Here is a 22,488-nt window from a genome sequence, read left to right as displayed (position 1 = left end):
GCCACGCAGAGATTCTTTCCGGTGGAGAGAGCCCCCACCCGGATCGCATCTGTCGATGCGATCCGACCTCCCCCGCAAGCGGGAGAGGTGCAGCGAGTGTGCCGCCTGATCTAGGACGTACCAGCCAGATGCCTGGTCAATTTTTGGAAGTTGAACGTGTCCAGCCCTCCCTCCCAGCGCAAAGCCTTCCTCGCCTTCCTCGCGCCGATGCTGCTCAGCAATGTGCTGCAGTCGCTGTTCGGCACCATCAACGGCGTCTATCTCGGCCAGATGATCGGCGTCGACGCGCTCGCCGCCGTCTCGGTGTTCTTTCCGGTGATGTTCTTCTTCATTTCCTTCGTGATCGGCCTGAGCGCCGGCGCTTCGGTCATGATCGGCCAGGCCTGGGGCGCCGGCGAGCCCGACCGGGTGAAAGCGGTCGCCGGCACCACCATGACCGTGACGCTGCTGCTCGCGCTGGCGATCGCGGTCCTCGGCGGCCTGTTCGCCCGCCCGCTCTTGATCGCGCTCGCGACGCCAGCTGACGTCCTCGACGCCGCGGTGGCTTATGCGCGGATCATGATGATCACGATGCCCATAACCTTCACATTCCTGCTGCTAACGGCGATGATGCGCGGCGTCGGCGACACCGTGACGCCGCTGGTTGCGCTGACGGTCTCGACCATCGTCGGCCTGGTGGTGACGCCGGCGCTGATCCGCGGCTGGCTCGGCCTGCCGATGCTCGGCGTCGCCAGCGCCGCGGTCGCCTCCGCGGTCTCGGGCCTGGTCACGCTGCTGTGGCTGCATGTCCATATGCTGCGGCACCGCCATGCACTCGCCTTCGACGCCGCGTTCCTGCGCGCGATGCGGCCGAACGGCGCGCTGCTGCGCATCGTGTTGCGGCTCGGCATTCCGACCGCGATCGGCATGGTGGTGGTCTCGCTCGCCGAGCTGGTGCTGCTCGGCCTCGTCAACGGTTTCGGCTCGGACGCCACCGCGGCCTATGGCGCGGTCAACCAGGTGATCGGCTATGTGCAGTTTCCGGCGATCTCGATCGCAATATCGGTGTCGATCTTCGGCGCGCAGGCGATCGGCCGCGGCGATTCCGCCCGGGTCGGCGCCATCGTCAGGACCGGAATCGAGATGAACTTGGTATTGACCGGCGGGCTGGTCGTGCTCGGCTATCTCTTCGCGCGGCCGCTGATGGGCTTCTTCATCGTCGACAATGCCGTGCTCGGGCTGGCGCAGCAGCTGTTGTACATCGTGCTGTGGAGCATGGTGCTGTTCGGCATGGCGACGGTGTTTTCGGGCGCGATGCGCGCCGGCGGAACGGTGTGGATGCCGCTGTTGCTCTCGACCCTCGCGATCGCGGTGGTCGAGGTGCCGGTCGCGATCCTGCTCAGCCGCGCCCTCGGCGTCAGCGGCATCTGGATCGCCTATCCCGTCACCTTCGCAACCATGTTCGTGCTGCAGATGGCCTATTACGCCCTGGTATGGCGCAAGCAGACCATCAAGCGGCTGATTTGACATCGCGCGCCGCGGCTCACATGATGATTATCATATTCTACCGATGGCGCCTGCGACAGCAGGCCCATGCTAAACAAGTCCAAACGAGACAAGCCGAGGGAGAGACTGCCGTGAGCCAAAATCCGCAATTCCTGTTCGATTTCGGCAGTCCCAATGCGTTCCTCAGCCACGAGGCGATCCCGGCGATCGAAAAGCGCACCGGCGTCAAATTCGAGTATGTCCCGATCCTGCTCGGCGGCATCTTCAAGGCCACCAACAACAAGTCGCCGGCGGAGACGCTGGCCGGCGTCAAGAACAAGCCGGAGTTTCAGAAGATCGAGACGGAACGCTTTCTGAAGCGCTTCAACGTCAAGCCCTACGCCTGGAACCCGTTCTTCCCGGTCAATACGCTGAACCTGATGCGCGCGGCGGTCGCCGCCCAGTTCGAGGGCGTGTTCGAGAAGTATATCGAGGCCGCCTTCCATCACATGTGGGTCGAGCCGAAGAAGATGGACGATCCTGAGGTCGCCGGCAAAGCCATCGCCTCCTCCGGCCTCGACGCCGCGAAACTGTTCACCCGCGCGCAGGACGCGGATGTGAAGGCCAAGCTGATCGAATATACCTCATCCGCCGTCGAGCGCGGCGCGTTCGGCTCGCCGACCTTTTTCGTCGGCAACGAGATCTTCTTCGGCAAGGAGCAGCTGCGCGAAGTCGAGGAAATGGTATCGGGAAAGTGAGATGAGCGAATGGCCAATAGCGGGTAGCGAATAGTCAAACAGCATCCTTATCTATTCGCCACTCCCATTCGCTATTTGCCCGCGGGCAGCGAACAACAAAGAAGGACAAATTCCCATGCGCGTTCTCGTGGTCGGCGCCGGTGCGATCGGCGGTTATTTCGGTGGCCGGATGCTTCAGGCCGGCCGCGACGTCACCTTCCTGGTGCGCCCGCGCCGCGCTTCCGAGCTCGCCTCCGCCGGGCTCGTGATCAAGAGCCCGAACGGCGATGTCACGCTGAACAACCCGCCGACCGTGCAGGCCGACAAGCTGTCGGACAAGTTCGACGTCGTGCTATTGAGCTGCAAGGCGTTCGATCTCGAAGATGCGATCAAGTCCTTTGCGCCCGCCGTCGGCGACAAAACCGCGATCATCCCGCTGCTCAACGGCATGCTGCATCTCGATGCGCTCGACAAGACGTTCGGCGCTCGGCACGTGCTCGGCGGTCTGTGCGCGATCGCCGCGACGTTGAACGAGAAGCGCGAGGTGGTGCAACTGCAGCCGATGCAGTCGCTCGGCTTCGGCGAGCGCGCCGGCGGCTTGTCGGACCGGGTGCGCGCGATCGCCGAGACCTTCTCCGCGATCAACGGCGCCAACGCCAGCGAGCACGTGATGCAGGACATGTGGGAGAAATGGGTATTCCTGGCGTCGCTCGCCGCCTCCACCAGCCTGATGCGGACCTCGGTCGGCAACATCCTGGCCGCGCCCGGTGGCAAGGATTTCCTGCTCGGCATCCTCGACGAGTGCAGCGCGATCGCCGCCGACGCCGGCCATGCCCCGGGCGGCCCATTCTTCCAGCGCACCCGCGGCCTCCTGACCACCGAGGGCTCGCCGATGACCGCATCGATGTTCCGCGACATCAAGGCGGGGCTGCCGGTCGAGGCCGATCACGTGATCGGCGACCTGATCGTGCGCGCCGACGCCGCCAAGATCCCGGTGCCGAAGCTGCGCACGGCCTACACGCATCTCAAGGCGTATGAGAAGCAGCGACAGGCGTAACACAACCGGTGTCGTCCCTGCGAAAGCAGGGACCCATACGCCGCGGCCCTTCGATTGAGGCGGTCGTGGTTGATGTCTCTTCAAGGCAATTGAAGCCGGTGGTTATGGGTCCCTGCTTTCGCAGGGACGACACCATATTTGCGGCTACAAATGATCTTTACGGCTACAAATGCGCCAGATAGTGCGCGAGCGCGGTGATCTCTTCGTCGCTCAGCGGATAGGCGACATCGGCCATCGCGGCCTGTGCCCCACCGGAGCGCAGGCCCGACTTGTAATCGTGCAGCGCCTTGACGAGGTATTCCTCGCGCTGGCCGGCGATGCGGGCCACCGCCTTGGTGCCGGCAAACGTATCGCCATGGCATGAGGCGCAGCGGCGGCCGGCGGCGGCCTGCTTGCCCTTTTCGGACAGGTCCGGATTGTCGTCCTTGCCGCCCTTGAACGGCGTCAGCGACGCGAAATAAGCGCCGAGATTTCGGATGTCGTCGTTGTTGAGCTGCTCGACGATCGGCTGCATCTGCTCGTTCTTGCGCGCGCCGGCGCGGAAGAACACCAGCTGCCATTGAACGTACTGGTCGAGCTGGCCGGCGAGCGAGGGAATGTTCTCGGTCTGCGAGATGCCGTTGTCGCCGTGGCAAGCGGCGCAGATTTCGGCCTTCGCCTTGCCGGCGGCGACATCGGCGGCATTGGCAAGAGGAGTCATCGCGATTGCCGAGGCGAGCAGAACTCCGAGGGTCACAACGCGCATTGCCAGTTTTCTCCGTGTGTCATTGCCGGGCTCGACCCGGCAATCCATCTGGCTTGAAAAGGGTTCTTGGTTTGGATGGATGCCCGGATCAAGTCCGGGCATGACGAGTCCGTTCCTTTGCAGGCGTGCCCGAACCACGCGAATGAGGCTGCGGTCACCTCACGGCCACCGCAGCCCCGCATTGTTTCTACCGCTACTTCTTGCTGTAGCTGATGCGATAGATCGCACCGGCCCAGTCGTCGGCGACGAGGATCGAGCCATCCTTGTCGAGCAGGATGTCGGCGGGACGGCCGAGATAACCCTGGTCACCCTCGATCCAGCCGGAAGCGAAGATGTCCTGCTTGGCGTTCTTGCCGTCGGGGCTCGCGGTGATCCGCACGATGCGGCCGCCCTGGTACTTGTGCCGGTTCCAGGAACCATGCTCGGCGATCAGGATGCTGTTCTTGTACTCGGCCGGGAATTGGCTGCCGGTATAGAACTTCATGCCGAGCGGAGCCACATGCGCACCGAGATTGTAGACCGGCGGGGTGAACTCCGAGCACTTGTGACCCATCGCGAACTTGGTGTCCGGCAGGTTGCCCTGGTGGCAATAGGGATAGCCGAAATGCTCGCCGATCTTCGAGATCATGTTGAGCTTGTCGCTCGGCAGATCGTCACTGATCCAGTCGCGGGCGTTCTCGGTGAACCAGTATTTGCCGGTGCGCGGATCGACGTCGCCGCCGACCGAGTTACGCACGCCAAGCGCCCAGATCTCCGCATTGCCGGTCTTCGGATCGACGCGGCGGATCTGCGACACCGAGGTCGGCGGGATGCCGATGTTGAAGGGCGGGCCGAACGGAATGTAGAACCAGCCGTCCTTGTCGACGGCGATGTATTTCCAGCCATGCGCCGCGTAGGACGGCATGTCGTCATACACCACCTTGCCGCTGCCGAGATTGTCGAGATTGGCTTCGGCGTTGTCGTACTTGATCAGCTTGTCGACCGCGATGACGTAGAGCGCGCCGTCGCGGAAGGCGAGGCCGGTCGGCATGTTGAGGCCCTTAAGGATGGTCTTGACCTCTTTCTTGCCGTTGTTGTCCTTGATCGCATAGACGTTGCCGAGCCCGAACGAGCCGACGAACAGCGTGCCCTTGTCGCCCCAGGCCATCTGCCGCGCGGCGAGCACGTTCGAGGCATAGACCTCGATCTTGAAGCCCGGCGGCAGCTTGATCTTCTTCATCATCGCCGCGAGCTCGGAATCGGACGCGCCGGTCGGCGGACCGGACGGCGGGGCAAGGCCCTTCTGCGCCTCGGTCTCGTCGCCGAGGAACCAGTCATCCGGCGGATGGGTCCAGAATTCCTTGGTGCCCGATTCGTACTTCTTCAGCGCACGGTTCTTGTCTGTTTGTTGCTGCGCATTGGCGAAGGTCGTCCCCGCCAGCAGCGCGATCGCCGCGAACGCAAGTATTGATCGATTGAAAGCGGATTTCATCGCGTCACTCCCCTACGCAAGCCGTTGCAGCTTGCCTGTTATTGATTTTGAACGCCCTGAGAGATGATGGTGGCGGTCTGTGAGGTAGGTCAGACGGCAAAATGGTAGCACATCCATCGAGGCTGAAAAGCGCGTGGAGCTGTGTGCGCTGCGTCAAAACTAGTTGAGACGATATTTGAGACGAAATTTTCCTGAGCAGCCTGCCTGATAACAAGGCATTCTGCACCGCAGCGTGATATTCGAATGAAGCTAACGCTCGTGATCGCCGCTATCGCGACGACAGGCGCGCCAGACCGAGCGCCTGCGCCTTGGCCTTCGACAGCGGCCTGAACAACACGCTGCGCCGCTGCCCGCTGGTGATCGCCGCGATCTTGAAGCCATCATCGGCGGCGATGATGTCGCCGGTCCGAAGCGTCATGTCGTCCTCGATCGCAATCGGCGACAGGCCGGTGGACGCGCCGGCGCTGCACGAGCATTGCGGCACCATCTCGCGCTGGAAGCGGAATGCATTGGCGAGCGTCTTGTAGGTCTCGCCCGCTTCGGTTCTGGCGCTGTCGATATCGGAGCCGGAGTACAGCTTCACCTCGGCGGCGGGACAGGCTGCCTCGCATGCCTTGACGTCCGCCGTCTCGCTCACGCGCGGCAGCGGAAAGAAGCGGCCGTCGCAGGTCCTGACGCAGAAGTTTTGCTGGCCGCCCCGGTGCGACCGCGTCGTGATGTAGACCCGCGCCCGCGGCCGTTCGGCCGCCTCGAAGTCAGGCGCCGGCCCAAAGCCAAAGCCAGGCATGGGAGAGAAGCTGGGTGCCGGGGCATACGCCGAGTCGCTCGGCAATTGCTGCGCCGATGCGCCCGAACATGTCCAGGCGCCGACGAGCACGACCAGCGCAGCGACGTTTGCGCGAGCCAAGCGGCGATTTAACCCGGGAGCCGGCTTCCAACTGATCGACATCGTTCACGCGCTTGCCGCGCCGGCAAAAACCGGCCGCAACCATTCCAACGCCAACACAACCACAGATTTCTATCAATTTTGAGAATGCACCGTTTGTCGGTTAACAAAAGCCGGAAACCGCCTCGGCGGGCCGCGGCATCTTGACCTCGCAATCGCGGCTTGGAGATGCGGCCTCGGGCCGGACAGCAAAAAGCCCGCGCCAATGGGCGGGCCTCATCAGCGGGCCTTCATCAGACTGTCAGCTCGGTCAGCGAGAAGTTTTGGAGCGGGCGAAGGGGCTCGAACCCTCGACCCCGACCTTGGCAAGGTCGTGCTCTACCACTGAGCTACACCCGCATCCGAAATGGCGGCGATCGCTCGCCGGCAACGGCAGACCTATGCCAAAAGCTGTCTGTGAATGCAACACAAGAGCGCGGTCCGAACCTCACGAAATCGCCCGGTTTCCCTAAAAATTGACCTCGAATCGGCCGAAACCGGCCGTGCCGCCGATTTCTTTTTAGATTTCCGCCGGAACCTGCCTCAGGGCCATCTCATCCCGGAGCGATTCGAGCCAGGTCTCGAACCAGCCGGTCAGCGTCTGCGTCAGCTCGATGCGGCGGGTCGGGTCGCAATCGAACACGGCCGACCATTCGATAAAGGCCCGGTCGCCGTCGATCACCGGGGTTACCCGCAGGGTCGCGCTGAAATCCGTCACCGGAAGGGTCGGGGTGTCGACAAATTCGTAGGTCTGGAAGCGTTCGACATCGGACTGCGCGAGCAGCCGCTGCCGGATCCGCCGCTCCCGGTACAGCACATTGCGTACGGCCCCGACGCTATCGCCGGATTTGCCGCCCTCGATCTCGCTCGTCCCCGCGCCATGGACCCAGACCGGGTAATTGTTGAAATCGCGGATGATTTTCCAGACCTCGCCGGCCGGCTGCTCGAACACCGTGCTGTAATAGGCCTTTGCCACGGGCGCTCCCCTGCTGCCATGAAGGATCGCCATCATCGGCCGTTCCGCGGCACCAACCCACCCGATCTCCGATGGAACGGGACCGGCGGCCAAGCGATTGAATTTTGCTGGCTGACTGCCATTTACGGAGCATGATCCCGGAAACCGGTTCCCCCTTTTCCGGGATCATGCTCTAGCTGACAGAACGGCTGAACGTGCCGTTCCGGGCGTGCTAGAACGCCCCCCGGATTTCCGACCTCAGAAGCAGGCGAGGACAACGTGACGATAATGGAGCAGGGCGGCCCCACGCCCGAGGCAGCGCCCGATCTGATCAAGGAGACGACGACCCAGACCTTCGTCAAGGACGTCATCGAGGAATCGCGCCGTCAGCCGGTCATGATCGACTTCTGGGCGCCGTGGTGCGGTCCCTGCCGCCAGCTCACGCCGATCCTGGAAAAGGCGGTTCGCAACGCCAAGGGCCGGGTCAAGCTGGTCAAGATGAACATCGACGAGCATCCGCAGATCCCCGGCCAGATGGGCATCCAGTCGATCCCGGCGGTGATCGCCTTCGTGGGCGGCCAGCCCGCCGACGGCTTCATGGGCGCGGTGCCGGAGAGCCAGGTCAACGCCTTCATCGAGAAGATCACCAAGGGCGTGCCGGCCGCCGGCGAGCCCAATCTCACCGAGATCCTGGCCGAGGCCGACGCCGTGCTTGCCGAGGGCGACGCCGCCCAGGCCGCGCAGATCTATGCCGAGGTGCTGGCGCACGACGCCACCAACATCGCGGCGCTGGCCGGCCTCGCCAAGTGCTACGTCACGTCGGGTGCGATGGAGCAGGCCAAGCAGACGCTGGCGATGGTTCCGGAATCCAAGCGCAACGACGCCGCGGTGAAGGCGGTGCAGGCGGCGATCGATCTCGCCGAACAGGCGGAAGCGGTCGGCCCGGTCGCGGAGCTGGAACAGAAAGTCGCCGCAAACCCGCTCGATCATCAGGCCCGATTCGATCTCGCCACCGCGCTCAATGCGATGGGCAAGCGCACGGAGGCGACCGAGCAATTGCTCGCCATCGTCAGGCGTGACCGCAAGTGGAACGACGACGGCGCGCGCAAGCAGCTGGTGCAGTTCTTCGAGGCGTGGGGCGGCACCGATGAGGCAACCGTCGAGGGGCGCAAGCGGTTGTCGACCATCCTGTTCTCGTAAAGCACGCCCGTCACAGCAGCGGGACCGCAGATGCCGATCAATGCCGAATATCGCGGACCCGGCGAGCTCCCGGAGGTGATTCCGGTGTTCCCGCTGCCCGGCGCGTTGCTGCTGCCGCGCGGCCAGATGCCGCTCAACATCTTCGAGCCGCGATATCTCGCGATGATCGACGACGCGCTGCGCGACGGCCATCGCCTGATCGGCATGATCCAGCCCGACGTGACGCATTCGCAGAAAGAAGCGAAGCCGGCCCTGTTCCGGATCGGCTGCGTCGGCCGCATCACCCAGCTCGCCGAATCCGGCGACGGCCGTTACATCCTCGAACTGACCGGCGTCGCGCGCTTCAAGGTGGTCGAGGAGCTCACCGTGCAGACGCCGTACCGGCAGTGCAAGGTCGACTTCTTCTCCTTCGTCGGCGACTTCACCGCGCGCAAGGGTGAGGAGGCCGTCGACCGCAAGGCGCTGCTCGAAGTGCTGGCCGATTTCCTGGAAGCCAACAATCTGAAGGTCGACTGGGAAGGTATCGAGTCCGCGCCCAACGAGGCGCTGGTCAATGCGCTGGCGATGATGTCGCCCTATGGTCCGGCCGAGAAGCAGGCGATGCTCGAGGCGCCGGACCTGAAGACCCGCGCCGAGATCCTGATCGCCGTCACCGAGATGGACCTCGCCAAGAAGCGCACCTCCGGCGATCCGCCGGTGCAGTAAAGCGTTTTCGAGCGAAGCGGCGACCGGCTCGCGTGAAGAAAACGCGTCAAACCAAAAAGCTTCCTGCCGATCAGCGATTGCGCAGTTGCTTGCGGCCAGTGAACATTGCGCGCACCAGGTTCTGACGCTGCAGCAAGCCGACCACGATAACGCCGAGCACGTGCAGGGCGACCAGGATGATGACCGCATCCGAGGCATAGGCGTGGGTGTCCTCGACCCACCAGACACCGAAGAAGGTCACGGTGACCTCCATCGCGCCCGTGATTGTCGAGACCGCAAGCAGCAACAGCAGCGCCACCAGCATCACGGTGCCCGCGGGGTTGAGCCCGATATAGCGCCCGGTGATGCCGCGGCGAAGATTCCAGATGTAGCGCGGCGCCGCGCGCAGGCGGACGCCGAGCCTGCCGAAACGCGCGTAGCGCGTGCCGGCAAAGCCCCAGATCAGCCGGAACGCCAGCAGCCCGATCACCGAATAACCCGCCAGCCGGTGCAGCCGGTCATAGGTGCTGGGCGTCACCCAGGCGACCAGGACGAGGATGGCGAGCGCCCAGTGCCACAGCCGCAGCGGCAGGTCCCAGACCTGCACGCTGGTCGCGCCGCGGGCGCCCGGCGCCGCCTTCGTCATCGCGCCTGCTTCACTTCGCGATGGTGTGCTTCAGGCTGAGATCTTCCGGGCTGTAGAACAGCTCGTAGAGCTTGCCTTCCTTGACGCCGTACACCTCGTAGCAGGAGCCCTCGATCTTCGACCGGCGCACCTCATAGCCGAGCGCCTTGGCCTTGGCTTCGGCTTCGCTTGCCGGCTTCCACGACGCCTTGTCGAGCTTGGTGCAATTCTTGTAGCCGTCGGCGAACGCCGCCGATCCGGTCAGCCCAAGAACGCTCCCAAGGACGCATGCTGCAAGCGCAGCGCTCAAAATCACTCTCACGCGTATCTCCCCTCCGTTGACAATCATGCCCACAACGCCTTCGCGCAGGGCACATGCGTGAAGAATGCTGAGGCAATTGCCAAGTCAAGGAAGCGCCGCGGAGGCTGGCTTTAGAGGAATTCTAACGGTCGCGAAAACCGCTTTGCGCTCCACGCGCAGTTTGGTTTTGACGGCGTGCTGCGGCCTTACGCCTCATGCGTATCGGGGCCGCCCGGCGCAGCCCGTCGATCAGGACGCGGCACCCGCCATCGCGAGACGAACCGCAGGCCGTTCGGCCGCTGCCGGGGTTCGCCCGCCGATCATCTGCGCGACCTTCTCGCTCTGCACCGGCGGGCTGAAATGGAAGCCCTGCACTTCCACGCAGGCGTCGGCGCGGAGGATGTCGAGCTGCTCCCTGGTTTCGACGCCTTCGGCCGTCGTGGTCTTGCCGAGGCTGACGGCAAAGCGAACGATCGCGCGCGCGATCCGGCGCGACTCGTCCGATGCGCCGGAGAGCTCGGAGACGAAGCTGCGGTCGATCTTGACCTTGTCGAACGGAAACTTCTGCAAGAAGCTCAGCGACGAGTAGCCGGTGCCGAAATCGTCGAGCGCGATCCGCACCCCGAGATCGTGCAGTTGGCTAAGCGCGGTAAACACCGCTTCGCTGTCCTGAATGATGGCCGTTTCGGTGACTTCGAGCTCGAGGCGCTCCGGCGAAATTCCGGCACTCGCCAGCGCGCGCACGATCACCGGGACCAACTCCGGACTCCTGAACTGCACAGGCGACAGATTGATCGCGATCTTGAGGTCGTCGGGCCACTTGGCGGCTTCCGCACACGCGGTGCGCAGCACCCATTCCCCGAGCGGCACGATCAGGCCGGTCTCCTCCGCCAGCGGAATGAACTGCGCCGGAGATACCATGCCGCGTTGCGGATGGTGCCAGCGGAGCAGCGCCTCGAAGCCGCAGGTCTTTCCGCTCGCGACATGGATGAACGGCTGATAGTGCAGCTCGAACTCGCCATTGGCGAGCGCAGTGCGCATGTCGCGCTCGAGGCTGCGCCGGGCCTGCAGCAGCCGATCGAGCTCCGGCTCGAAGAAGCGGAACGAGCCGCGCCCGCCGCTCTTGGCCGAGTAAAGCGCGAGATCGGCGCTGCGCAGCACCTCGTCCGAATCGGTGCCGTCGCGCGGTGCGATCGCAATGCCGATGCTGGTCGTGGTGGTCACCCGATGATCACCGAGATCGATCGGCTCGCTGAGCGCCTTCCTGATCTTCTCGGCGAGCAGGCCCGCTTCCGTGACCGGATCGCCGACATGGTCGATCACCGCGAACTCGTCGCCGCCGAGCCGCGCGACCAGCGTCGTATCGCTGACGCACCTGCGCAAGCGGGCGGCCACCGACTTCAGCAGCGCATCGCCTGCCGGGTGCCCGAGCGTGTCGTTGACGTCCTTGAAGCGGTCGAGATCGAGCATCAGCACCGCAAGGCTCGGTCCGCCGCACCGGGCACCGGACAGCGCGCGCTCCATCCATTCCTTGAGCAGCACGCGATTCGGCAGATCGGTCAGCGCGTCGTGCTGCGCCATATAGGTGATCTTGGCCTCCGAGCGCCGCTGCTCGGTGACGTCGCGATGCGTCGCCACCCAGCCGCCGCCGGGCATCGGCTGCCGCGTCACGCAGATCAGGCGGCCGTCGGCGAGCTCGTCGACCCGGCTGCTGATCTCGCCGGCCGGGAGCGCGTTCAATGTCGCGAGCACCTGCGTCGCGGCGCTGTCGCTGGTCTCGCCCTTGAGAATGCCGTTGGCGATGCGATGCTTGATGATCTCGCGATGGGCCGTGCCGGGCAGCAGCAATTCCGGCGGCAGCCGGTACATCTTGGCGTAGCGATCATTGCAAACGACGAGGCGCTTTTCCGCATCGAACATGCAGAGGCCCTCGCCCATGTGGTTGATCGCGGTATCCAGCCGGAACCTCTGCTCCTCCAGCGCCTTCTGCGACGCCTCGACCTGCTGTCGCGCCGACGAAAGCTGGCTGATGATCTCCTCGAAGCGGCGGGTGCGAAGCGCCAGCCGGCGATCCGCGAGCACGCCGACCAGGCTCATCCCGAGCACCGACAGCGCCACGCCGGCGATCACGATGGCGAGGAAGGCAGGCGAGAGCGACAGGGCCGCCGGAGCCTGCAACGGATCCGGGACGATCTCGACCGCGCCCATCGCGGTGAAATGATGCGACACGATCGCAAGCGTCAGGAGCAGCGCCGCGACGAGCGACATCCAGCGGTCCTGACGGCGGACCGCGATCGCCAGCGCAGCGTAGCCGAACAGCATGCCGAGCACGATTGAGGCCGCCACGAGATCGAGCGACCAGACCACGTGGCCCGGCACCTCCAGCGCCCACATCCCGAGATAGTGCATGCTGGCGATGCCGGCTCCGATCACGGCGCCGCCGACCGGCGCGCGCCAGCGGCTGGAGTCGCTGGCGGCAAGGCCGAGGCCGCCGGATGTCAGCATCATCGCCGCGGCAAGCGACAGCGCGGTGAGGACGATGCCGTAGCCGGTCGGGATTCCCGGCTCATAGGCCAGCATGGCGATGAAATGCGTTGCCCAGATGCCGTAGCCGATTGCGGCTCCCGCGATCGCAATCCAGATCAGCCGCGTCCTCGCCTGCGATGCAATTGCACGATGAAAAATATTGACGGCCACAATGCTGGCGACGAAGCAGACCAGTCCGGCGAGCAGAACGAGCCGCCAGTCATGCTCACCTGAAAGGCACGTAAAAACACGAAACATGCGTCGGTCCATGGTTGCCGTACGCACAGGCTAAGCCGATTGAATTGTCTTCTCGATAATATTCTGCAACTTTCAGTGGCATGGTTATCCGCGCGTAAGCCGATTCCGCACCGAAATTGATGGCTCCATAAATTTCACAGTCATGCGCGATCCGGGCGGCTCAGCCTGCCAGCGGAACGAGCACGGTTTCACCGGTTGCAACCAGCGAGGTCTCACCCTGCTCGTTCTCCGCAAAAAGTTCCGCCCTCGCGAAGACCTGCCTGCGTCCGGCACGCAATGTGGTGCCTTTGGCGATGAAGCAGCGGCCCAGCGCGGGCTTCAGGCAATTCATCGAGAAATGCGATGCGGTGACGGAACCTGCGATCGACGCCGCGGCGAAGCCGCAGGCGGTGTCGAGCAGCGCCGCGATCATCCCGGCGTGCAGGTGTCCCGCATATTGGGTGAGATCGTCGCGCCAAAGCATGCGCAGTTCCACCGTGCCGGTGCCGGCGGAGACGACCTCGAAGCCGGCAAGCCGATTGAAGGCCGCCGACGCATTGGTCGCGACGAGACGTTCGAGATCGAAGCCCGGGCCAGTCGTCATGTAAAACTCCATTGCGGGGGCCGCCGCTCGAGATTCGCCCTGACGGCCTCGATGTGATTGGGCGAGCCGAGCAGAAGCGCCTGTTCGGCGGTTTCGGCTGCAAGTCCGGTCGCCGCATCGCGATCGGCTGCAAGATTGAGCAGCCGCTTGGCGGCGCGGATCGCATCCGGGCTGCGGTCCGCGATCGCGCGCGCCGTCTCCAGCGCGGCATCGCGCGGCTGTTCGACGATCCGGGTGGCGAAGCCGTACCCGAGCGCGTCGTCCGCGGAGAAGACGCGCGCGGTGTAGGTGAGTTCACGGACCACATCCTCGCGCGCGAGATGGCGCATCAGCTGCGTGCCGGCCATGTCGGGCACCAACCCCCATTTGGCTTCGATGATCGCAAGGCGCGTGCCGGGTGCGAGATATCTGATGTCGGCACCGAGCATCAGCTGAAAGCCGCCGCCGAAGGCGATGCCGTGGACGGCGGCGATCACCGGCACCGGCAGCTCGCGCCAGAGCCACACCAGATGCTGCGCAAGGTTGGCAATGCCGTGGGTCCGCTGGCCGAGATCGGCAAAGGGCAGGATGGATTCGCCCTCCGTCGTTGCGACCAGACGCTCCATGTCGAGGCCGGCGCAGAAGGCCTGCCCTTCGCCCGAGAGCACCACAGCGCGGAGCTTGCGGTCGGCCGCGAGCTGCGCATCGATTTCGGCGATCGCAGCGAACATCGCCGGATCGAGCGCATTGAGCTTGTCCGGGCGGTTGAGCCTGACGTCCGCGACGCCATCGGCGATGCTGAGGCTGATGCGATCGGTCGTCATGATCGGCCTCGCTAGTAGCCGGCGGCGGCGAGCGCCACCACGGCGCTCATCGCCATCCAGCCGAAGTGGTGCCCGCGGGTCGCCACCGCGTTGGCGAGCGCCGCGACGCCGAACACGACACCTAGCGTCGCCACGATCCAGTGCCGAGCGGCATCGGAGGCCATCGCGGGTGCGGCGAGTAGCAGCACGCCGCCGCCGATCCAGGCGATGGTGCCGGCCTGATAGACCAGGCGAAGCAAGAGCCGCAGCCGCGGCGGCTCGACGGTGGCGCGCGCGAATATCCTGCTCTCGCCGAGCACGCCATGGATCAGGCTGACCAGGATGGCGACGACGCCGGCGCCCTGCAGCAGAAGATCACGCATCGCGATGCCTCCATACACTACTGTACGGATATGACACCGGCCGCTGGCGCCTGTCAATACACTTGTGTATGGTGAGCGGCGCGGATGGGAACCATGACGGAACAGCTCTCGGTCAAGGACTGGCTCGATCAGGGCCTGAAGACGCTGGCGCGACGCGGCTTCACGGCGCTCAAGGCCGAGCCGCTCGCCAAGGCCATGGGCGTCTCGCGCGGCAGCTTCTACTGGCATTTCGCCGACATCGGCGCCTACCGCGCGGCGATCCTGACCCATTGGCGCGAGGTCGCGGCCGAGCAGGTGATCGCCGAGCTCGAGACCATTCCGGAAGGCGGCGACGCGCTGGCGCTGTTGCTGCGCCGCGCCTTCTCGGCGCGGCTGGCGCTGGAGCGCGCGGTGCGCAGCTGGGCCACCGTCGATGCCGTGGCGCGCGCCGCCGTGCTCGAGGTCGACCAGCGCCGGATCGGCTATATCGAAACGCTGCTGCGGCAGGCCGGATTCCCAGACGACGTGGCGCGCGGCCGGGCGCAGATCTTCTATTGGGCGTTCATCGGCTACGCGCTGTCCGAGCAGGCGCTGCCGAAGCCGCGTCAGCAGGCCGCGATCGATGAGCTGCTGCGGATGGCGAAGCGCTGACAGCTGACATTTGGATGTGCTAGATCACGGCGAGCCGGAGACTCCCATGAATTCCACGACCGATCATCTCGAGAGCACCGCCGACCCAAAACTGCTGGAAATCCTGGTGTGCCCGATCACCAAGGGACCGCTGGAATTCGACGCCGCGCGGCAGGAGCTGATCTCGCGCTCGGCAAAGCTCGCCTATCCGATCCGCGACGGCATCCCGATCATGCTGCCGGAAGAGGCGAGGAAGATCGATTGATGTCAGCGTAGCCCGGATGAAGCGCAGCGCAATCCGGGAAAGTTTCACCGCGGATAGTCTGTCCCGGATTTCGCGGAGCCTGTCATCGGGCGCGCATCCGCGCGACCCGTTGGCTTCATCCGGGCTACGGAACCTCCGCAACCGCTACAGCGCCTCGCCCTTCAGCAGCCGCGGCACCTCGCCTGACAGTCCCGCCGCCTGGCGGATGAACATTTCCTTCAGCGGCGGCGCGCGATCGACGAGACCGAGGCCAATGTCGCGCACGGTGCGCAGCAGCGTCGATTCGTTGGAGAACAGGAAGTTCAGCGAGTTGGTGGCAACGCCCATCGCCATCGTATCGAAGCGCCGCCAGCGCTGGTAGCGCTCGAGCACGTCGGCCTGGCCGAGGTCCATGCCGAGCCGCGCCGCATCGACCACGACCTCGGCGAGCGCAGCGACGTCCTTCAGGCCCATATTGAGCCCCTGCCCCGCGATCGGATGGATCACATGCGCGGCGTCGCCGATCAACGCCAGCCGTTCGGCGATGAACGAGCGCGCGACGAAATAGCCGAGCGGAAACGCGCGCGGCTTGTCGAGCGGCTTGATCTCGCCGAGATGCAGGCCGAAGCGCTGCTCGAGCTCGGCGTGGAATTGCTCTTCGTTCAAGGCGACGATACGCGCGGCATCCTTGCGCGTCTCGGTCCACACCAGCGACGAGCGATTGCCGGTCAGCGGCAGGATCGCGAACGGCCCTGCGGGCAGGAAATGCTCCTCGGCGCGGCCGTGATGTTCGCGCTCGTGCCCGACCGTGACCACGATGCCGGACTGGTTATAGTCCCAGCCATGGGTCGCAATCCCGGCGCGCTCGCGCAGCTTCGAGCGGGCGCCGTCGGCGGCAACCAGCAGGCTCGCATCGATCATGGTGCCGTCGGCCAGCGTGACGCTGATGCCGTCGGGGCGCGACGCGAAGCTCGACACCGCGGTGGCGCGCAGCTCGACGCCCTCGGCTTCGGCACGGCTCGCGAGCGCATCGATCAAATAGCGGTTCTCGACCATATGGGCGAACGGCTCGCCGGGCTCGACATTGCCGGCGAAGGTCAGGAACACCGGGCGCGTCGCGTCCTCCAGCCTGGAGTCGGTCACGACCATATCGGTGATCGGCTGCGCGGTCGGCGCCACCTGGCCCCAGACGCCGAGGGTCTCGAACAGCCGCCGGCAGGCCGCCACGATCGCGGTCGCGCGCGGATCTCGGCTCGGACGCTGGCTCAGCGCCGGATCGGCCACGATGACCGGGATGTCCGGCCCAAGCCCCTGGCGCAGCGCCACGGCCAGCGCCAACCCTGCAAATGCGCCCCCGCAGATGACAATACTTCGCTGTGCCGACATGCGATCCTTACTCGATTACGCCATCAAAGGAGACTTGCTACCTGATATTAGCTGGGCGAAACAGAGTTTAGAAACAAGGGCGGCTAACAGCCCCAATCGTCATTCCGGGGCCTATCCATGTCCAAGAGCCTGATCGACCTGCTGTCCATCCTCGATCTCGAGCAGCTCGAGGTGAATTTGTTCCGCGGCAACAGCCCGAAGACGAGCTGGCAGCGCGTGTTCGGCGGCCAGGTGATCGGCCAGGCGATGGTGGCGGCCTGCCGCACCGTCGAGGGCCGGCTGCCACACTCGATCCATTGCTACTTCATCCTGCCCGGCGATCCGCAGATCCCGATCATCTACCAGGTCGAGCGGCTGCGCGACGGCAAGAGCTACACCACCCGCCGCGTCACCGCGATCCAGCACGGCAACGCGATCTTCTCCATCATGGTGTCGTTCCACGCCGAGGAAGAGAGCAACTTCAATCATCAGGAGAAGATGCCCGACGTGCCGCCGCCGGAGAAGCTGACCGCGGAGGAGGTGTCGAAGCAGCCGATGTTCAAGGAGATGCCGGAGTTCATCCGCCGCTATTACGAGAGCGACCGGCCGATCGAGCTGCGCCCGGTCGAGCTCGGCCGCTATTTCGGCCAGAAGATCGACGACGGCCGCATCCATGTCTGGATCCGCACCGCGGCCAAGCTGCCCGACGATCCGGCGCTGCATCTGTGCGCGCTCGCCTATGCGTCGGATTTCTCGCTGCTCGATGCCGTGATGGCGCGCTACGGCCGCACGCTGTTCGACAAGCGCATGATGCCGGCGAGCCTCGATCACGCGATGTGGTTTCACCGCCCGTTCCGCGCCGACGAATGGCTGCTCTACGCGCAGGATTCGCCGAGCGCGCAGTCGGGCCGCGGCCTGACGCGCGGCCTGATCTTCAAGCCCGACGGCACGCTGGTGGCGTCCGTCGCGCAAGAAGGTTCGGTGCGCGAGCGAAAGGCGTAGAGCTCACGCTCGAACAGAGCCGGGCGGCACGATGAGATCGCGTTTACTGGCCGGCGTAGGCACCGCGCTCGGTCAGCGCGAATTGCGAGACGAACCAGTTGCCGTACCAGCGCAGCACCCACGGAATCGGGATCAGGAAGCCGCAGGCGATCGTGAACACGATGGTTCGCCACAGCACCTCGATGCCGGACGCGTTGAAGCTGACCTCGCGGCGTGTGCCGTCGATGTTGCGGCAGATCCAGCGCATCCAGGCGGTCAGCACCCAGGCCCAGCCGATGATGGTGATAGCCGAGACCACCATCGCCACGTACCAGCCGACATAGGCGACGGGGCTGCCCTTGAACGAGATCGGCAGGTCCTGGCCGCTCGAGCTGAGATGGCCGATGATCCAGCGCACGATCATCCAGCTCAGGAAGCCCTGCAACAGCAGCGAGAGCAGCGTCACGATGTTGCTGTCGGCCGCGCCGGCATAAGTCAGAAGGCCGAGCACGATGAAGACCCACCAGATGTCGAGCGGCTGCCCGGTGAAGGCGAAATGCGGCCGGCCCGGCACGCGGATATAGGGGATCGCAAAGCGGTACAGGCCGGTCGCGGTCCACGGCGCCGGGATGACGAGAATCTGGCCGATGAACATCAGGAGGCTGCGGCCGAACAGGCCCCAGATCGGGAAGTCGGCCGACAGTGTGCCGCCGCTGTAGCTTCCGGACGCCGCCACGGGCGGCGGTCCGCCGGCCTGCGGAAATGCCTCCGGCGCGCCGGCGCTCGGGACGAGGCCCGGAATCTCCCCGGCCTTCTGCCAGCCGGCCATGCCCTCGGTCCACACCAGGGTGTCGGCCCCCACCATGCCCCGGGTGATCAGGTCGCGGAGCTGGGTTTCAGGCAGGGGGCCCTTTTGCTGGCCTTCGGATGCATAAAACCAGTTTCGGTTCGACATTTCTTGTTTCCTCGGGGCGCGCGCAGGGACACGCGATAGGCGAAACGAACCAGCAAGACCGCTGGCCGGGGCGGGAAAGCCACATTGTGGCGGAGCGTTTCCAATCCGTACAGTGAGGGAGCTCACGCGCTGCGCATGTTTTCCGCTTCAACCTGCAACTTTTTTATGCCATTTGCCCAGAAAGCTGCCAGATTTGGCGGACGCGAAACGCCGGCTCGGGGATGGCAAATTGCCGCTCCGGGAGGCAGCAGGTGCCGGCTCGCGGGACGGCAAGTGCCGCTCCGGGACGGGCGCACACGGAAAACCTCAAGGGAATGAAGGCCTGAACCATGAAACTCGTCGTCGCGATCATCAAACCGTTCAAGCTCGATGAGGTGCGCCAGGCGCTGACCGCGATCGGCGTCCACGGCATGACCGTGACCGAGGTGAAGGGCTATGGCCGCCAGAAGGGTCATACCGAGATCTATCGCGGCGCCGAATATGTCGTGAACTTTCTGCCCAAGCTTCGGATCGAGATCGCCGTCGATACCGAGCTCGCCGACAAGGCGGTCAGCGTCATCACCCAGCACGCCCGCACCGGCCAGATCGGCGACGGCAAGATCTTCGTGACGCCGATCGACCACGCGCTGCGCATCCGCACCGGCGAGACCGACAACGACGCGCTCTGAGCTTTATCAAGATCACCGCCGGCAACGACGCCGGCGCACGCCACAACCACACGCCAAGAAACGACGACCGCCGGGGAATGATGATGGGGGCACGAGCTCTTCGTGCAGCGATATCAGCTGCGCCGATCACTGCTGCAATCCTGCTGGCGTGGGGCACGCCGGCCTTCGCCCAAGATACTGCGGCCAGCTCCGGCATCAACGCCGCCGACACCGCCTGGATGATCGTCGCCACCGCGCTGGTGCTGATGATGACGATCCCGGGACTGGCGCTGTTCTACTCCGGCATGGTGCGCAAGAAAAACGTGCTGGCGACGATGGCGCAGAGCCTCACCGCCGTTGCGCTGGTCTCGATCCTCTGGGTCACCTTCGGCTATTCGCTGAGCTTCGTCGGCGACGGTCCATGGCTCGGCTCGCTCGATCGCTGGTTCCTGGCCGGCATCACCATGGACAGCATCAATCCGGCGGCGAAGACCATCCCCGAAGCGCTGTTCATGCTGTACCAGATGACGTTCGCGATCATCACGGTGGCGCTGGTCGCAGGCTCGGTCGCCGACCGCATGCGGTTCTCCGCCTATGTGCTGTTCTCGATCGGCTGGTTCATCTTCGCCTATGTGCCGCTGGCGCATTGGGTGTGGGGCGGCGGCTTCCTCGCATCAGCGGGCGTGCTGGATTTCGCCGGCGGTCTTGTGGTGCATCTCTCCGCCGGCATCAGCGGCCTGGTCGCGGCCAAGGTGATGGGCAACCGCCATGGCTATGGCCATGACAATCTTTCGCCGTTCGACCTGTCGCTCGCAGTGGTCGGCACCGGCCTGCTCTGGGTCGGCTGGTTCGGCTTCAACGGCGGGTCGGCGCTCGCGGCCAATTCGCGCGCGGTGATGGCGATCACCGCCACCCATCTTGCGGCCTGCGCCGGCGCGCTGACCTGGGGCGCGATCGAATGGGCGACGCGCCGCAAGCCGTCGGTGCTCGGCATGATCTCGGGTGCGGTCGCGGGGCTCGGCACCATCACGCCAGCATCCGGCTTCGTCGCGCCGTGGCACGGCGTCATCATCGGCATCATTGCCGGCCTGGTCTGCTTCTGGGCCTGCACCTGGCTGAAGCATCGCTTCAAGTATGACGACTCGCTCGATGTGTTCGGCGTGCACGGCATCGGCGGCCTGACCGGCACGCTGCTTGCCGGCGTGTTCGCAGCCTCCGCGATCGGCGGCACATCCGGCCTGCTCGAGGGCAATCCGAAGCAGCTGCTGATCCAGCTCTACGGCGTCGCGGTCACCTTTGTCTGGTGCGGCGGCGTCACCTTCGTGCTGCTCAAGCTGGTCAGCGCCTTCGTCCCGCTGCGCGTCTCGATGCAGCAGGAGCTCGAAGGTCTCGACATCTCGCAGCACGGCGAGGCGTTGCAGTAGCAGCCGAGCTCGTATCGCCGGGACGAGATGGGCCCTGCGAGGGCGAATTCGTAAAACAACCCCATGCAAAGTACCCGTGCGCCGCGACGTCACGCTGCACGGGACAGTTCAGGCTTGCACGACACATAAGTATATGCTTATGTGTCGGCATGGTCGATACCGATATCTTCAAGGCGCTGGCCGATCCGACCCGCCGCAAGGTCTTTGAGAAGCTGGCCGGCGGCAGCCTGAACGCCAGCGCCTTGCGCGACGGACTTGAGATCAGCCAGCCGGCGATGTCGCAGCATCTGGCGGTGCTGCGCGCGGCAGGGCTGGTGCGCGAGCAGCGACAGGGCCGCTTCGTGAACTATGAGGTTGACCCGGACGGCATCGCCAGCATCGGGACCTGGCTCGCCCGCTACCGCGCCTATTGGCCGAAGCGCATCGAAGCGCTCTCCGATCTGCTGAAGGACATGGATCAATGAGCGACACAGTTGAGCCTGATCATGCCGACGCCGACCTGGTGCTCGAATACGAGCTCGATGCACCGCCCGAAAAAGTGTGGCGCGCGGTGACCATTCCAGCCCTGCGCGAACGCTGGCTCCCGGATTGCGATCTCGCGGACGCTGAACCGCTCTCATCAATCGCTGGCGAAGAGGTGCGCTTCCGGCTGCGTGAGTCCGAGCCGCCGTTTCGCGAAAGCCATGTCACCTTCCGGATCGAGCCGAACGAGGCCGGCGGCACCCGCTTTCGCATCATCCAGCAAGCCCGCGACATCAGCGCAAAGCAGCCGCAGCCGGCCAACAGCAACAACCGCTGCCTGATGCGCGCGGCCTGATCACTTTAGAACTCGTTGAGACTTCATCACCTGCAGCAATGGAGGTCGCCGATGCGCGACATGATGCAACTCGTCCCTATGGTCGTCGAACAGTCGACCCGCGGCGAACGTTCCTTCGACATCTATTCCAGGCTCTTGCGCGAGCGCATCATCTTCCTGAACGGCGAGGTCAATGATGCGATGTCCGGACTGGTCTGCGCCCAGCTGCTGTTCCTCGAGGCCGAGAATCCTCACAAGCCGATCAACCTCTACATCAACTCCTATGGCGGCGTGATCACCAGCGGGCTTGCGATGTACGACACCATGCAGTTCATCAAGGCGCCGGTGCACACGCTGTGCATGGGCACGGCGCGCTCGATGGGATCGTTCCTTTTGATGGCCGGCGAGCCCGGTCACCGCGCCGCGCTTCCGAATGCGAGCCTCCACGTGCATCAGCCGCTCGGCGGCTTCCAGGGCCAGGCATCCGACATCCTGATCCATGCCACCGAAATGCAGGAGACCAAGCGGCGCATCATCCGGCTCTATGCGCAGCACTGCGGGCGCACCGAAGCCGACGTGGAACGGACCCTGGATCGCGATCACTTCATGTCCGCGCAGCAGGCGCTCGAATGGGGATTGATCGACAAGGTCTTCGCCGAACGCGACGCCGCCTAAAAACATGATCCGGTACCGCGCTGATATCGGTCGCTGGTGTGCTGAATGCGAAGTTCGTGCGATTTCGCGGCAACCACCTTCACGAACTTCGGATTC

At 64.8% G+C, this 22,488-nt stretch carries 26 protein-coding genes and 1 tRNA gene; 14 read left to right on the top strand and 13 right to left on the bottom strand.

Annotated features, from left to right (window positions below; all coding sequences use genetic code 11):
- Positions 1-207 precede the first annotated feature (207 nt).
- From AC1VNY_RS12825 to panE, 3 genes are all read left to right on the top strand, one after another.
- Entirely contained in the window at positions 208-1,506 is a 1,299-nt protein-coding gene (locus tag AC1VNY_RS12825) for an MATE family efflux transporter (protein WP_482405408.1), read from the top strand.
- Positions 1,507-1,616: 110 nt separating this feature from the next.
- Positions 1,617-2,222, top strand: coding sequence for a DsbA family protein (locus AC1VNY_RS12820; protein WP_482405402.1), 606 nt, complete (start codon positions 1,617-1,619; stop codon positions 2,220-2,222).
- 115 nt (positions 2,223-2,337) lie between these two features.
- On the top strand, positions 2,338-3,258 hold the full coding sequence (panE, locus tag AC1VNY_RS12815) for a 2-dehydropantoate 2-reductase (RefSeq protein ID WP_482405401.1): 921 nt from the start codon (positions 2,338-2,340) through the stop codon (positions 3,256-3,258).
- A 163-nt stretch (positions 3,259-3,421) separates the two neighbouring features.
- Here the strand turns inward: panE and AC1VNY_RS12810 are convergent, their stop codons facing one another.
- From AC1VNY_RS12810 to AC1VNY_RS12800, 3 genes are all read right to left on the bottom strand, one after another.
- Positions 3,422-4,003: a c-type cytochrome gene (locus tag AC1VNY_RS12810; protein ID WP_482405400.1), complete on the bottom strand. Its 582-nt coding sequence runs from the start codon at positions 4,001-4,003 to the stop codon at positions 3,422-3,424.
- Between the two features lie 193 nt (positions 4,004-4,196).
- Positions 4,197-5,474, bottom strand: a complete 1,278-nt coding sequence (locus tag AC1VNY_RS12805) for a PQQ-dependent sugar dehydrogenase (protein ID WP_304498013.1) — start codon at positions 5,472-5,474, stop codon at positions 4,197-4,199.
- Between the two features lie 268 nt (positions 5,475-5,742).
- Positions 5,743-6,261, bottom strand: a complete 519-nt coding sequence (locus AC1VNY_RS12800) for a DUF2865 domain-containing protein (RefSeq protein ID WP_482405399.1) — start codon at positions 6,259-6,261, stop codon at positions 5,743-5,745.
- Between AC1VNY_RS12800 and AC1VNY_RS12795 the strand changes: the two genes are divergently transcribed.
- A complete protein-coding gene (locus AC1VNY_RS12795) occupies positions 6,260-6,505 on the top strand; it encodes a hypothetical protein (protein ID WP_482405398.1) in 246 nt (81 codons plus the stop codon). The two genes, AC1VNY_RS12800 and AC1VNY_RS12795, sit on opposite strands and share 2 nt — an antisense overlap.
- Positions 6,506-6,684: 179 nt before the next feature.
- Here the strand turns inward: AC1VNY_RS12795 and AC1VNY_RS12790 are convergent.
- Together AC1VNY_RS12790 and AC1VNY_RS12785 are read right to left on the bottom strand one after the other, a co-directional pair.
- Positions 6,685-6,759: transfer RNA gene (locus AC1VNY_RS12790), tRNA-Gly, on the bottom strand.
- A gap of 160 nt (positions 6,760-6,919) precedes the next feature.
- Complete coding sequence (locus AC1VNY_RS12785) at positions 6,920-7,411, bottom strand: SRPBCC family protein (protein WP_482405397.1); 492 nt, start codon at positions 7,409-7,411, stop codon at positions 6,920-6,922.
- A gap of 222 nt (positions 7,412-7,633) precedes the next feature.
- On the opposite strand from AC1VNY_RS12785, the gene trxA reads away from it, so the two are divergent.
- On the top strand, positions 7,634-8,554 hold the full coding sequence (trxA, locus tag AC1VNY_RS12780) for a thioredoxin (RefSeq protein ID WP_026192069.1): 921 nt from the start codon (positions 7,634-7,636) through the stop codon (positions 8,552-8,554).
- Positions 8,555-8,584: 30 nt separating this feature from the next.
- Positions 8,585-9,259, top strand: coding sequence for an LON peptidase substrate-binding domain-containing protein (locus AC1VNY_RS12775; RefSeq protein ID WP_038382791.1), 675 nt, complete (start codon positions 8,585-8,587; stop codon positions 9,257-9,259).
- 70 nt (positions 9,260-9,329) lie between these two features.
- On the opposite strand, the gene AC1VNY_RS12770 is transcribed toward AC1VNY_RS12775, so the two are convergent.
- The 6 genes from AC1VNY_RS12770 to AC1VNY_RS12745 form a co-directional block, all read right to left on the bottom strand.
- Positions 9,330-9,884, bottom strand: coding sequence for a cytochrome b/b6 domain-containing protein (locus AC1VNY_RS12770; protein ID WP_482405396.1), 555 nt, complete (start codon positions 9,882-9,884; stop codon positions 9,330-9,332).
- Between the two features lie 10 nt (positions 9,885-9,894).
- Positions 9,895-10,185 carry a PepSY domain-containing protein gene (locus tag AC1VNY_RS12765; protein ID WP_038382790.1) on the bottom strand — a complete coding sequence of 97 codons (291 nt, stop codon included), beginning with the start codon at positions 10,183-10,185 and terminating at the stop codon, positions 9,895-9,897.
- 228 nt (positions 10,186-10,413) lie between these two features.
- On the bottom strand, positions 10,414-12,948 hold the full coding sequence (locus AC1VNY_RS12760) for a bifunctional diguanylate cyclase/phosphodiesterase (protein ID WP_482405395.1): 2,535 nt from the start codon (positions 12,946-12,948) through the stop codon (positions 10,414-10,416).
- A gap of 160 nt (positions 12,949-13,108) precedes the next feature.
- The gene (locus AC1VNY_RS12755) at positions 13,109-13,531 is read right to left on the bottom strand and encodes a PaaI family thioesterase (protein ID WP_482405394.1); all 423 of its coding nucleotides are present in this window, start codon (positions 13,529-13,531) and stop codon (positions 13,109-13,111) included.
- The gene (locus tag AC1VNY_RS12750) at positions 13,528-14,334 is read right to left on the bottom strand and encodes a crotonase/enoyl-CoA hydratase family protein (protein WP_482405393.1); all 807 of its coding nucleotides are present in this window, start codon (positions 14,332-14,334) and stop codon (positions 13,528-13,530) included. The genes AC1VNY_RS12755 and AC1VNY_RS12750 overlap by 4 nt, the downstream gene beginning before the upstream one ends.
- 11 nt (positions 14,335-14,345) lie before the next feature.
- Positions 14,346-14,696: a hypothetical protein gene (locus tag AC1VNY_RS12745; protein ID WP_482405392.1), complete on the bottom strand. Its 351-nt coding sequence runs from the start codon at positions 14,694-14,696 to the stop codon at positions 14,346-14,348.
- Between the two features lie 93 nt (positions 14,697-14,789).
- Between AC1VNY_RS12745 and AC1VNY_RS12740 the strand changes: the two genes are divergently transcribed.
- Both AC1VNY_RS12740 and AC1VNY_RS12735 read left to right on the top strand, forming a co-directional pair.
- Positions 14,790-15,326, top strand: a complete 537-nt coding sequence (locus AC1VNY_RS12740; protein WP_482405391.1) for a TetR/AcrR family transcriptional regulator — start codon at positions 14,790-14,792, stop codon at positions 15,324-15,326.
- Between the two features lie 46 nt (positions 15,327-15,372).
- Entirely contained in the window at positions 15,373-15,570 is a 198-nt protein-coding gene (locus AC1VNY_RS12735) for a Trm112 family protein (protein ID WP_018269337.1), read from the top strand.
- A 144-nt stretch (positions 15,571-15,714) separates the two neighbouring features.
- Here the strand turns inward: AC1VNY_RS12735 and AC1VNY_RS12730 are convergent, their stop codons facing one another.
- Complete coding sequence (locus AC1VNY_RS12730) at positions 15,715-16,935, bottom strand: ubiquinone biosynthesis hydroxylase (RefSeq protein ID WP_482405390.1); 1,221 nt, start codon at positions 16,933-16,935, stop codon at positions 15,715-15,717.
- Positions 16,936-17,052: 117 nt separating this feature from the next.
- On the opposite strand from AC1VNY_RS12730, the gene tesB reads away from it, so the two are divergent.
- The gene (gene tesB / locus AC1VNY_RS12725) at positions 17,053-17,916 is read left to right on the top strand and encodes an acyl-CoA thioesterase II (RefSeq protein ID WP_016841424.1); all 864 of its coding nucleotides are present in this window, start codon (positions 17,053-17,055) and stop codon (positions 17,914-17,916) included.
- Positions 17,917-17,959: 43 nt separating this feature from the next.
- On the opposite strand, the gene AC1VNY_RS12720 is transcribed toward tesB, so the two are convergent.
- Positions 17,960-18,850, bottom strand: coding sequence for a DUF4339 domain-containing protein (locus AC1VNY_RS12720; RefSeq protein WP_482405389.1), 891 nt, complete (start codon positions 18,848-18,850; stop codon positions 17,960-17,962).
- Positions 18,851-19,179: 329 nt separating this feature from the next.
- Here AC1VNY_RS12720 and AC1VNY_RS12715 point away from each other — a divergent pair, with 329 nt between their 5' ends.
- The 5 genes from AC1VNY_RS12715 (at position 19,180) to AC1VNY_RS12695 (ending at position 22,392) form a co-directional block, all read left to right on the top strand.
- Positions 19,180-19,518: a P-II family nitrogen regulator gene (locus AC1VNY_RS12715; protein ID WP_016841426.1), complete on the top strand. Its 339-nt coding sequence runs from the start codon at positions 19,180-19,182 to the stop codon at positions 19,516-19,518.
- An 83-nt stretch (positions 19,519-19,601) separates the two neighbouring features.
- On the top strand, positions 19,602-20,921 hold the full coding sequence (locus AC1VNY_RS12710) for an ammonium transporter (RefSeq protein ID WP_482405388.1): 1,320 nt from the start codon (positions 19,602-19,604) through the stop codon (positions 20,919-20,921).
- A 149-nt stretch (positions 20,922-21,070) separates the two neighbouring features.
- Positions 21,071-21,385 carry an ArsR/SmtB family transcription factor gene (locus AC1VNY_RS12705; protein ID WP_016841428.1) on the top strand — a complete coding sequence of 105 codons (315 nt, stop codon included), beginning with the start codon at positions 21,071-21,073 and terminating at the stop codon, positions 21,383-21,385.
- Positions 21,382-21,738, top strand: a complete 357-nt coding sequence (locus tag AC1VNY_RS12700) for an SRPBCC family protein (RefSeq protein ID WP_482405387.1) — start codon at positions 21,382-21,384, stop codon at positions 21,736-21,738. The genes AC1VNY_RS12705 and AC1VNY_RS12700 overlap by 4 nt, the downstream gene beginning before the upstream one ends.
- Before the next feature lie 51 nt (positions 21,739-21,789).
- Positions 21,790-22,392 carry an ATP-dependent Clp protease proteolytic subunit gene (locus tag AC1VNY_RS12695; RefSeq protein WP_038382777.1) on the top strand — a complete coding sequence of 201 codons (603 nt, stop codon included), beginning with the start codon at positions 21,790-21,792 and terminating at the stop codon, positions 22,390-22,392.
- Positions 22,393-22,488: the final 96 nt, after the last annotated feature.

The organism is Bradyrhizobium ferriligni (assembly GCF_056837965.1).
This window is presented reverse-complemented; position numbering and strand designations above follow the sequence as displayed.

Bases quoted from the DNA above. Each gene is read 5' to 3' on its own strand.
- AC1VNY_RS12825 (WP_482405408.1), top strand. From the start codon at position 208: ATGCTGCTCAGCAATGTGCTGCAGTCGCTGTTCGGCACCATCAACGGC.
- panE (WP_482405401.1), top strand. From the start codon at position 2,338: ATGCGCGTTCTCGTGGTCGGCGCCGGTGCGATCGGCGGTTATTTCGGT.
- AC1VNY_RS12810 (WP_482405400.1), bottom strand. From the start codon at position 4,003: ATGCGCGTTGTGACCCTCGGAGTTCTGCTCGCCTCGGCAATCGCGATG.
- AC1VNY_RS12805 (WP_304498013.1), bottom strand. From the start codon at position 5,474: ATGAAATCCGCTTTCAATCGATCAATACTTGCGTTCGCGGCGATCGCG.
- AC1VNY_RS12795 (WP_482405398.1), top strand. From the start codon at position 6,260: ATGGGAGAGAAGCTGGGTGCCGGGGCATACGCCGAGTCGCTCGGCAAT.
- AC1VNY_RS12800 (WP_482405399.1), bottom strand. From the start codon at position 6,261: ATGCCTGGCTTTGGCTTTGGGCCGGCGCCTGACTTCGAGGCGGCCGAA.
- AC1VNY_RS12785 (WP_482405397.1), bottom strand. From the start codon at position 7,411: ATGATGGCGATCCTTCATGGCAGCAGGGGAGCGCCCGTGGCAAAGGCC.
- AC1VNY_RS12775 (WP_038382791.1), top strand. From the start codon at position 8,585: ATGCCGATCAATGCCGAATATCGCGGACCCGGCGAGCTCCCGGAGGTG.
- AC1VNY_RS12770 (WP_482405396.1), bottom strand. From the start codon at position 9,884: ATGACGAAGGCGGCGCCGGGCGCCCGCGGCGCGACCAGCGTGCAGGTC.
- AC1VNY_RS12760 (WP_482405395.1), bottom strand. From the start codon at position 12,948: ATGTTTCGTGTTTTTACGTGCCTTTCAGGTGAGCATGACTGGCGGCTC.
- AC1VNY_RS12755 (WP_482405394.1), bottom strand. From the start codon at position 13,531: ATGACGACTGGCCCGGGCTTCGATCTCGAACGTCTCGTCGCGACCAAT.
- AC1VNY_RS12750 (WP_482405393.1), bottom strand. From the start codon at position 14,334: ATGACGACCGATCGCATCAGCCTCAGCATCGCCGATGGCGTCGCGGAC.
- AC1VNY_RS12745 (WP_482405392.1), bottom strand. From the start codon at position 14,696: ATGCGTGATCTTCTGCTGCAGGGCGCCGGCGTCGTCGCCATCCTGGTC.
- AC1VNY_RS12740 (WP_482405391.1), top strand. From the start codon at position 14,790: ATGACGGAACAGCTCTCGGTCAAGGACTGGCTCGATCAGGGCCTGAAG.
- AC1VNY_RS12735 (WP_018269337.1), top strand. From the start codon at position 15,373: ATGAATTCCACGACCGATCATCTCGAGAGCACCGCCGACCCAAAACTG.
- AC1VNY_RS12730 (WP_482405390.1), bottom strand. From the start codon at position 16,935: ATGTCGGCACAGCGAAGTATTGTCATCTGCGGGGGCGCATTTGCAGGG.
- tesB (WP_016841424.1), top strand. From the start codon at position 17,053: ATGTCCAAGAGCCTGATCGACCTGCTGTCCATCCTCGATCTCGAGCAG.
- AC1VNY_RS12720 (WP_482405389.1), bottom strand. From the start codon at position 18,850: ATGTCGAACCGAAACTGGTTTTATGCATCCGAAGGCCAGCAAAAGGGC.
- AC1VNY_RS12715 (WP_016841426.1), top strand. From the start codon at position 19,180: ATGAAACTCGTCGTCGCGATCATCAAACCGTTCAAGCTCGATGAGGTG.
- AC1VNY_RS12710 (WP_482405388.1), top strand. From the start codon at position 19,602: ATGGGGGCACGAGCTCTTCGTGCAGCGATATCAGCTGCGCCGATCACT.
- AC1VNY_RS12705 (WP_016841428.1), top strand. From the start codon at position 21,071: ATGGTCGATACCGATATCTTCAAGGCGCTGGCCGATCCGACCCGCCGC.
- AC1VNY_RS12700 (WP_482405387.1), top strand. From the start codon at position 21,382: ATGAGCGACACAGTTGAGCCTGATCATGCCGACGCCGACCTGGTGCTC.
- AC1VNY_RS12695 (WP_038382777.1), top strand. From the start codon at position 21,790: ATGCGCGACATGATGCAACTCGTCCCTATGGTCGTCGAACAGTCGACC.